The organism is Bacteroides timonensis (assembly GCF_000513195.1).
Taxonomy (GTDB): domain Bacteria; phylum Bacteroidota; class Bacteroidia; order Bacteroidales; family Bacteroidaceae; genus Bacteroides; species Bacteroides timonensis.
Genome location: NZ_CBVI010000040.1, coordinates 34,275 through 42,471 on the forward strand (window position 1 = coordinate 34,275; position 8,197 = coordinate 42,471).

Annotated in this window: 8 protein-coding genes; 2 read left to right on the forward strand and 6 right to left on the reverse strand. The window is 44.4% G+C overall.

The window, feature by feature from the left end; all coding sequences use genetic code 11:
• Positions 1-10: 10 nt before the first annotated feature.
• Positions 11-811, reverse strand: coding sequence for an alpha/beta hydrolase (locus tag BN161_RS09480; RefSeq protein WP_044265286.1), 801 nt, complete (start codon positions 809-811; stop codon positions 11-13).
• Between the two features lie 137 nt (positions 812-948).
• On the opposite strand from BN161_RS09480, the gene BN161_RS09485 reads away from it, so the two are divergent.
• On the forward strand, positions 949-1,347 hold the full coding sequence (locus BN161_RS09485; RefSeq protein WP_044265288.1) for a hypothetical protein: 399 nt from the start codon (positions 949-951) through the stop codon (positions 1,345-1,347).
• Between the two features lie 88 nt (positions 1,348-1,435).
• On the opposite strand, the gene BN161_RS09490 is transcribed toward BN161_RS09485, so the two are convergent.
• The 5 genes from BN161_RS09490 to BN161_RS09510 form a co-directional block, all read right to left on the reverse strand.
• The gene (locus BN161_RS09490) at positions 1,436-2,374 is read right to left on the reverse strand and encodes a hypothetical protein (protein WP_044265310.1); all 939 of its coding nucleotides are present in this window, start codon (positions 2,372-2,374) and stop codon (positions 1,436-1,438) included.
• 23 nt (positions 2,375-2,397) lie between these two features.
• Entirely contained in the window at positions 2,398-3,531 is a 1,134-nt protein-coding gene (locus BN161_RS09495) for a hypothetical protein (RefSeq protein ID WP_044265291.1), read from the reverse strand.
• 11 nt (positions 3,532-3,542) lie between these two features.
• Positions 3,543-4,805 carry a DUF6175 family protein gene (locus BN161_RS09500; RefSeq protein WP_044265293.1) on the reverse strand — a complete coding sequence of 421 codons (1,263 nt, stop codon included), beginning with the start codon at positions 4,803-4,805 and terminating at the stop codon, positions 3,543-3,545.
• An 18-nt stretch (positions 4,806-4,823) separates the two neighbouring features.
• Positions 4,824-5,705 (reverse strand): hypothetical protein, encoded by an 882-nt coding sequence (locus BN161_RS09505; RefSeq protein ID WP_044265295.1) that lies wholly within the window; start codon positions 5,703-5,705, stop codon positions 4,824-4,826.
• A 433-nt stretch (positions 5,706-6,138) separates the two neighbouring features.
• Complete coding sequence (locus BN161_RS09510; protein WP_044265311.1) at positions 6,139-6,843, reverse strand: YgjP family zinc-dependent metalloprotease; 705 nt, start codon at positions 6,841-6,843, stop codon at positions 6,139-6,141.
• A 294-nt stretch (positions 6,844-7,137) separates the two neighbouring features.
• Between BN161_RS09510 and BN161_RS09515 the strand changes: the two genes are divergently transcribed.
• Entirely contained in the window at positions 7,138-8,001 is an 864-nt protein-coding gene (locus tag BN161_RS09515; RefSeq protein WP_044265312.1) for a head GIN domain-containing protein, read from the forward strand.
• Positions 8,002-8,197 lie beyond the last annotated feature (196 nt).

Here is an 8,197-nt window from a genome sequence, read left to right on the forward strand (position 1 = left end):
TATGTATATATCAATGTTCACGGATATAGTTTATAATCAGGAAACAGGCAGGTTCGAGTACTGTGCCGTGATTGAAGCCTTGCAACTCATACAGAGCCACCTTCTTATTGCCGATATTCTTCGCTACGGAAGCGAATAAGGCGTTCTCTTCCCATCGATCCGCCATTTCCAGATTGCGGTCTCCGGTAATCAGTATGACAGGAGGGGTATCTTTACGCACACGGTTCACCGGGGCATATTCATCTATAATAGGAATACCGTTCGGCAACCCGCACTCTTTACGAATCGTGAAATGGGTCACCGTCTGTCCGCTGACGGGAAGATAGGCAGCCACTTTATCGGCATCCGCACCATAAGCTTCCATGTACTTCTTATCCATAGCCAATATCAGTGCAAGGTAGCCGCCTGCGGAATGTCCGGAAACAAATATCTTGTCTTTACTGCCGCCGTATTCTTCTATATGGTTGAATATCCAGGCCACGGCAGCCGCAGCATCTTCAATATAAGCGGGATTCTTGGCCTTGGGACTTAAACGGTAGTTCACCGCCACCACTGCAAAGCCTCTGTTCATCAGTTCCTGGGGAATGTGCTTTCCACCGCCTTCCAGACCACCACCATGAAACCATACGATAGTGGGAAAATCTTTTTTGTCCACCGGATAGTAGACATCCAGTTTGCAACGTTCCTTTCGATAAGCGTCAGTCTCGGACTTGGCAATATACGGCAGGTCTTTTACGGTTTTATATACTTCCTGTGCATGCAGGGTAAACATACAGAATAATAGCAACAGAAGTGTCACTTTCCTTTTCATGGCATATTTGTTTAAAGGTTTGTAGCTGCAATATTAGGCAAATAATTTCAAAGAGCAGCTTCTTAATTGTTGAAAAGATTGTCTGTACGTTCAATTTTAATCATTACATTTGCGCAAGCATTCAATTTCTTACAATTATGGCACACCGCTTGAACACTAACAAACAGTTTATGGTAGGCAACGGCATCCTGGCCTTTGCAGTTATTTTCGTTGTCGTCATCTTCGTTTACATGAGCCTGCGCCTGCAGAAGCAGAAAGATGAAGACCGGAACTTTATCGAAACGTACACCATCACCCTGGAAAAAGGATTTATCGGAGATTCCCTGTCACTAATGATTAATGACAGCGTGCTGGTGAATAAGAAAATAACCGAAGAACCATTCAGTATGGATGTGAAACGTTTTGCCGAACAGAGCGCATTGTTGATTGTGGATAAAGCAACGGATCAACTATCCCTGTTCGAACTGAGCGAGAAAGGTGGTAACTACCGGTTTGAAAAAGAAAATGGGGAAGTAAAACAGCTGGCGCAAAAATAATTCACCACAGAGTAACACAGAGTCTCACAGAGTTTTATTTCAATAGATTAAACTCTGTGAGACTCTGTGTTACTCCTGTAGTGAGAACTTATTTCACCTGAAAATAGAACTTATGCTTCAGTGATTTTCCCGGCATCTTAAATGTCAGTTCCACAAAGTTCTCTTCATCTTCCAGACAGTCTTCGCTATTATAAGTTATCAGAATGTCTTCGCCACATGGCACAGCTTTCAGTTGGGAAGCGCAGTTAGAAGTAAGTTTCGGCATAGCAGCCGTAGTTATCTTCTTTCCTTTTATAAATAAGGAGACTATATAAGCATCCTTGCCGTCCGACTTTCCTTCGGCAGTGATAAAGGTTGGCAATTTCCGGTAGTTCTGAACAACACCTTCCGCCCATTCGCGACGTGTCTTATCGAAGAAATATTCTGCGGCGGGACGCATTTTTGTGATGCACTGGTCTATTTCTTCCACCGAAGAGATATCGGAAATACGCTCTTCCATCTTCTTTATCAAGTCTTCCATCGCACGATCCTGCTCTTCGAACTGACGAACCAACGCTTTATGTTCACTTTCAGGGAAGGGATAGCGTATCGCATAAGCGTACGTTATCTTACCGGACTTCTTATCACGGCGTTTCTCCCAATACGAACCATCGACTTTAGAAAGTGAGATCCCCTTGATAAAAGGCAAAGAAGCCGCACGGGTAGAACCTTCGGCCATATACTGATCGACAAACTCCGTGATACGGTCACCGTTACCGGAAGTCTGCTTCACTGTATGCGAATCCGAGAACTCGATATTCTGTGCCACAGCCTGAATAATCTGGCGCTTCACACTTTCCAGGCATTGCTGACGCGACTCTTCCATCGAACCAGTCTCAGCAGAAGCCACGATATAACCGGACTCCGCAGACTCATACCAGACGGGAGCTTTCTTATCACTCTTCTCAACGACTTTATATGCCTGGGCAAACAATGAAGCTGCTCCCATGCAGAAAAGCAAGGCAACCGTAATTCCTATTCTTTTCATCTTCATAAGCGGTTTTCCTTTCTTTATTTCCAATCAACGGGCAGATTATGGATAATCACTTTACAGTTATCCACCGTCATTTCTACATACGAAAGTGTGGCACAAGGAGTACTGACACCTTTGATTTCGAACACCTTACCTATTCTAACACCTTTCGGCATCTTGTTTCCATAAGTCCAGGAAGTACAGCCATTCGTCTCTATCTGAGAGAAATTAGTAAAAGTCGCACCATCCGGATCAATCGCCGAAGTCATACGAATAGTCGCACTGTTATTCGTCACACCTGTATTGGTGAAACGGGCATAGACACGAATACTTTCAGCCGTTTCATTGCCTTCACAAGACACCAGTTCGAAAGAAAGGTCATTGCAGGATACCGAGATCTTACATTCGGGCAAAGGAGACTTCTCAGGCTGCACGGCAACCGGTTCGGGAGACGTCACGGGCTCTGCGACAGGAGTAGGTTGCACTTCCGGAGCAGGTTCCGGGGAAGCCGGTTCTTCGGGAGCCGGTTCAGGAGCAACAGGCGATTCCTGCGGCTCCCGCTTCCCTATCTTTTGCAATATACCCAACACTTCATCGTAGCAAGGTACCGTTTCGGGAACTATAGACAAATAATCCGCAGCTTCATTCAAGAGCCCGGCATCTATCAGCACCTCCGCTTTCTTAATGATGACAGGACAATTCTGCTGGTAGAAATCAGCAATACGCTTACGTGTAGTGCGGATGAAACGTACAAAAGCCGGATCGGTAACCTTGATGCCGGAGATAAGCGAAGCAATCGCATCGTCCTTACTTCCGGTAGCGTCTCCCTGCACCTCGATAACGGCTGTTCCATATACACTGTCGTCATACTTATTGCGGGCGGTCAATGAAAATTCACCTGTAACCAACGTCACATCCCGCAATAATCCTTCCGTCTTCTTCGTCTCTCCGAGAACAAGTTCGGGCTGAATGACGAACGCATTGTAAAGTGAAGCAGTTCCGGCATTATTGCGGGCAATAATTTGCTCCACTTTCAGTTTCAGTGCATCCATGTTCTTCTGGCTTAATCCCTTCTGCGTGGGCGTACCCGCCACAAAATGAATGTTATCCTGCGCCGCCGCACCCAGCGAAACGAGCAACAGTAAAGCCCATAGAAATCTATTCTTCTTCATAAAATGCAGATTTATTTAATGGTTACAGTCAACCCTTGCCCCATTGTTACTACAGAGGCAACATATTCTCCCCCTAATTTCTCATCGAGGAAGTTCTTCAGTTCGGTACTGAAGCGGGAAATGGTATAAGCGCGTCCCTGCGCTTCATCCCAAATTGGCACTTGTACGGACATATCGATCACCTTGTCGTTGCTGCGGCTCATATCGTAAACACCATTCAAGGCGTGAACCTGCAACCAGTCTTCCAATACGGTCTTAAAACTTGCGCTTCCATCGGGCAACGGCTGGTCAAAGTCCCAGTCGGTGATGGATTTCGCCAGTACCATTTGGATAGCCATCTCACGACCGTTCTTCACAATGTCATTGAAAGAAGCCTGCAACTTGGTAAAAAACTCATCTTTTACCTTTTTAAGAGCATAGTCCGTCAACTTAATGGTATCTGTAGTGACATACTTACCACTTTGGAAAGTGGCGCTTGCCAGATTGCCTGCCGTCTGAAATTCAGTTGCCGTCAGCTCCAGCGACACTTCGCTTTGACGTCTTGTATCAGTGGTTGTCAGCACTTTGGCAGTCACAATGATATCCGCACCCATATTCTGAATCATCTTAGTTACGGCATCAGACTGAGTACCAGCTGTCAGCACGTCATTCCGTTTCGCCCGTTTCAGTTGGGCAAGGAAATCTTTCGTCTTATATCCGCGTGAACTGAACTCACTGGTCATCTTGCTCACGGCATAACTCAACATCTGATTGTGATCCAGGATAGCACGTATATCTTCACCTTCTCTGGTATAAGGAACCACCGTCACCGTAGGCAAACTTACCTGACTGTTGGGAGTGCCCACTGCCATACCAAGATTAGTCTGCACCTTATTCCGGTTCAGATCTTTCTGCAAAGCATCGAACAGAATAGTCATTTCCACCGTGCAGCGGTATTGCTTACCTTGTTTTTCCGGTCCCTCCGTAATCGTATAGTCCTTAACAAACACAGAATAACGGTTTTCATCAAAAAAGCGGCGGTCATAGTCAGGTTTTGCAGTAGAAATCATCGGATTTCCTTTATTGACTCCATCCACCCCCGTGTAGAATAAGGTATAGAAGGCAGACTTCAATGCCATATTTGCCGCCTCTTTCTTCTTCTCACTGATACCCAAGGCACGGACAGTCAATGTGTTTCCCTGCTGTTGCAGAAAGACCACTTCACTGGAATAATTCTGTCCGCAAAGAGTGGCGGATAGAAATATTCCCAAAAGAAACATAAAACAATGCTTCATAATAACTGTATGGTTTTATTAGTTGAAAATCCCGCCCATCAATGTCTGTTCGCGGGAAACGATCTTTATCGGTTGCTCATCACGGATGGCTTTCATGATTTCTTCACCACCCTTCTGCACCTTACACAAAGAGATATCATCTCCTTCAACCGCCTTCACGGTCAAACGGCCGATTTCCTTCTTGGCTTCGCGTCCGGCAACTTCACGTATGGCATAAACAGTAAATTTCTGGGCTTCTTTCACACCATTCATGGAGCCGAGGTTAATGTACACTTCCTCTGCCTTGCCTTTCTTCTCGCTATTTACTTCAAGGATAGTTCCTTCCATTTTGAAGTATTCATCCACAAAATCGCGCATGCTGTATACCGCACTTTTGATAGTGTTGGCAATGGCTTCTTCCTTATTGCCACCGGTTCCTCCGGTCAGTCCACTGTGCTGGAACGTCTTTGTACCGATCAATGTACCGTTCTTCGGATTGATAACTTTCAGTGTATAAGATACTGAGCCATCATAATATCCTTTTCCATCTCTTGTCTTATAAGCAGCAGTCATAGAAGATACCTGACCTGTAATGATGAACTGCGCCCCCAATTCTTCCATCACTGAGAGGCGGTCCATTTCATTATCGTCACCCGAAGAGATATTAGCAGATGAGCGACGTTGCGATTCAATACGCAAGGCATCCTGTGCATCCACATCAATCAGAATCACACGTTCCATCTTCTGTATACCCTCAATCACCGTATTACGCAAGCCCTCTACCCACGAAAACGGCGCATCGCTGGAGCGTTTGAAATAGTCAATGAATACCGTAGGCTTTCCCTTCGGCTCATCAAAGTTCTGGCTATAACCGGTAAGTGAATATACCACACAAAACACTAAGAGTACAATCTTTTTCATAAACTTCTTGAATTATATAATTTAAACTTCTGAACTTACATCTTACTTTAATTTTTCAAAAATAAACATTTGTTATCAAACCGCAAGAGCGTTTACGTTTATTAACTCAAAAAAGAAATACAATCACGGAAAACAGTGACAGCCCCTATACCGTGTACTGATTGTATCAGAATCATGTCTGCATCGTACCCGAACCGTATCTGCACCGTACTTGCTCCGTACATTCTCCACTTAAAGGTACCTCTGACCGAAGGAACTACGGAGTTGGTACGGAGCAAGTACGGCTCAGATACGGTTTAAGGGTAATCCAAGTCGTGATAAGTGAGTCGGTAAGTTATGGTAAGCCGCAGTAAGTGAGCTGGTAAGCCGTGGTAAGTGAGTTGATAAGCCGCGGTAAGTGTACAGTAGCAATATGTGGCACGACTTCAAGTGGTTAAAACTCCGTGCGATATTGCCTCAATTCTTTCCGCAAAGCTTGGGCTTTTCCTTCCGTCAATTCATCGAGAAGTGCCCAGAAACGCTCTCCGTGATTCATCTCACGAGTATGAGACAATTCGTGCAGAAGTACATAGTCTATCAGATGTTTCGGCAACAAAACCAGATAGTAAGACAGGTTGATTGTGCGCCGTGCCGAACAACTCCCCCAGCGTCCACTGCTGGAATTGATTTTTACACTTTGGTAAGGCAGATTGTGTTTCTGTGAAAGCATATACAGACGGGGTGGAAGAATGATCTTTGCATTACGACGCAGAGCCTCCTCGATAACTTTACGTAACCATACTTGTAATTCCGCATCAGCAAAATCGGCTCCCGGCGGACAGATAATCTGCATCTCTCCCAACTCGGAGCGTGAAAGGAAACGTTCGCGCTGTCCGCTTACAAGACTTAATTTGAAAAACTCCGTATCAATCCGAAAATTTAAGTCTATCAGAGGACGAGTATGTTTTTTCCGGGCCACCCGCAAACGGGGACGCAGTTCTTCTATCGCATTCTTTATCTCTTTAAGTGTAGTTCCCGGCGGAATGGTTACATAGATAGCATCTTCCCGCGTACGAAAAGTCAAACGCCGCGCACGGGTATTCACTTTAATGAGAAAGCGTCCAAGTTCATTATCTTCCAATATATTTTCCAAAACAATAAAGCCTCCCAATGAATAAACAGACAAATAAACGAAATATCGTTCGAATATACAAATGACTGGGTACCCAAAAACGGACAAGTGTCCGAAAATGAACACCTGCCCTAAAAGAATACATGCTAATTATCAACACTTTATAAAACTGGCATGAATATTGACCTATAGAATGTAACCGGACGTTGCCAAAAGAGTTTCTAAAAAAGAGAAAAAAGTATGCAACCTTTTTTAAGTAACTTACGTCTAATAGATAAACAGGAATAATATACAATGAATAATTATAAAACTAAAAAAGTTATGAGAAAGTTAGCAAGCCTCCTTACATGCATCTGTTTAATCCTTAGTACAACAGCGTGCTCACAAAGCAAGAACTACAGTTCAGGTAACTGGGGTAGTAAAAAAGTGATAGCCAGCAACAAATACGTAACAAAGGACATCAAGGTAGATAACTTCAAAAAGATCAGTGTAGCCGGTAGCCCTGATGTTACGTTTACTCAGAAGTCGGGACGCCCCGAAGTAGAAGTCTACACCTCGGACAACATTGTTGACTTGCTGGATATTAAAGTAAAGGACAACACCTTATATATAGGTTTCAAGAAGGACGTCAATGTGTCTTACAAGAAACTCGAAGTACGTGTATCCGCCGAAACTCTGAATGGGATTTCTGTTGCCGGTTCAGGAGATATATTCCTGAAAAACGGTCTCCAGACTAATGACAATTTATCAATCAATGTTGCCGGTTCAGGAGATATTAAAGGCAGTGGCATCAAATGCAATGATATGAAAGTATCTGTAGCAGGATCGGGCGATATCAATGCTGATAATATTACTTGTAACAACCTGAAAGTATCCGTTGCAGGATCGGGTGACATGGTATTAAGAAATGTAACAGCTACGGGCACGGAAGCAAGTGTGGCCGGATCAGGCTCGGCAACTATTACCGGTACAACCCAAACAGCTACTTACAGCGTAGCCGGATCAGGCGATTTGCTTACAGAAGGTTACGAGGCTCAACGCGTTACCGCCAGTGTAGCAGGCTCGGGCAGCATCAAATGTTTCGCAACCGAATTCCTGAAAGCACGCACCAGCGGCAGCGGAAAGATAGGATACAAAGGAAATCCGGAACTGGATTACCCGAAAAAGAGTCTGTACAAACTTTAAGATTCTCTCTTATGACTACTATAAAAAGGATAGTTTAACACAAAATTCAAGCGAAAGGGGTTCCGGGAGGAAGCCCTTCGTTGTTTTTATCCAATGGAGATTTCAAACGGAGATGATTCGGTTTTTTCGAGTTATGAATTAATTTTCCAAAAGGCTTCCCTAAAACACAAAAAAATAGGGGAACCTCCCGGGAGGG

What these genes read in the sequence shown, in the direction of transcription:
- BN161_RS09480 (WP_044265286.1), bottom strand. Translation starts at nt 811, where the DNA reads ATGAAAAGGAAAGTGACACTTCTGTTGCTATTATTCTGTATGTTTACC.
- BN161_RS09485 (WP_044265288.1), top strand. Translation starts at nt 949, where the DNA reads ATGGCACACCGCTTGAACACTAACAAACAGTTTATGGTAGGCAACGGC.
- BN161_RS09490 (WP_044265310.1), bottom strand. Translation starts at nt 2,374, where the DNA reads ATGAAAAGAATAGGAATTACGGTTGCCTTGCTTTTCTGCATGGGAGCA.
- BN161_RS09495 (WP_044265291.1), bottom strand. Translation starts at nt 3,531, where the DNA reads ATGAAGAAGAATAGATTTCTATGGGCTTTACTGTTGCTCGTTTCGCTG.
- BN161_RS09500 (WP_044265293.1), bottom strand. Translation starts at nt 4,805, where the DNA reads ATGAAGCATTGTTTTATGTTTCTTTTGGGAATATTTCTATCCGCCACT.
- BN161_RS09505 (WP_044265295.1), bottom strand. Translation starts at nt 5,705, where the DNA reads ATGAAAAAGATTGTACTCTTAGTGTTTTGTGTGGTATATTCACTTACC.
- BN161_RS09515 (WP_044265312.1), top strand. Translation starts at nt 7,138, where the DNA reads ATGAGAAAGTTAGCAAGCCTCCTTACATGCATCTGTTTAATCCTTAGT.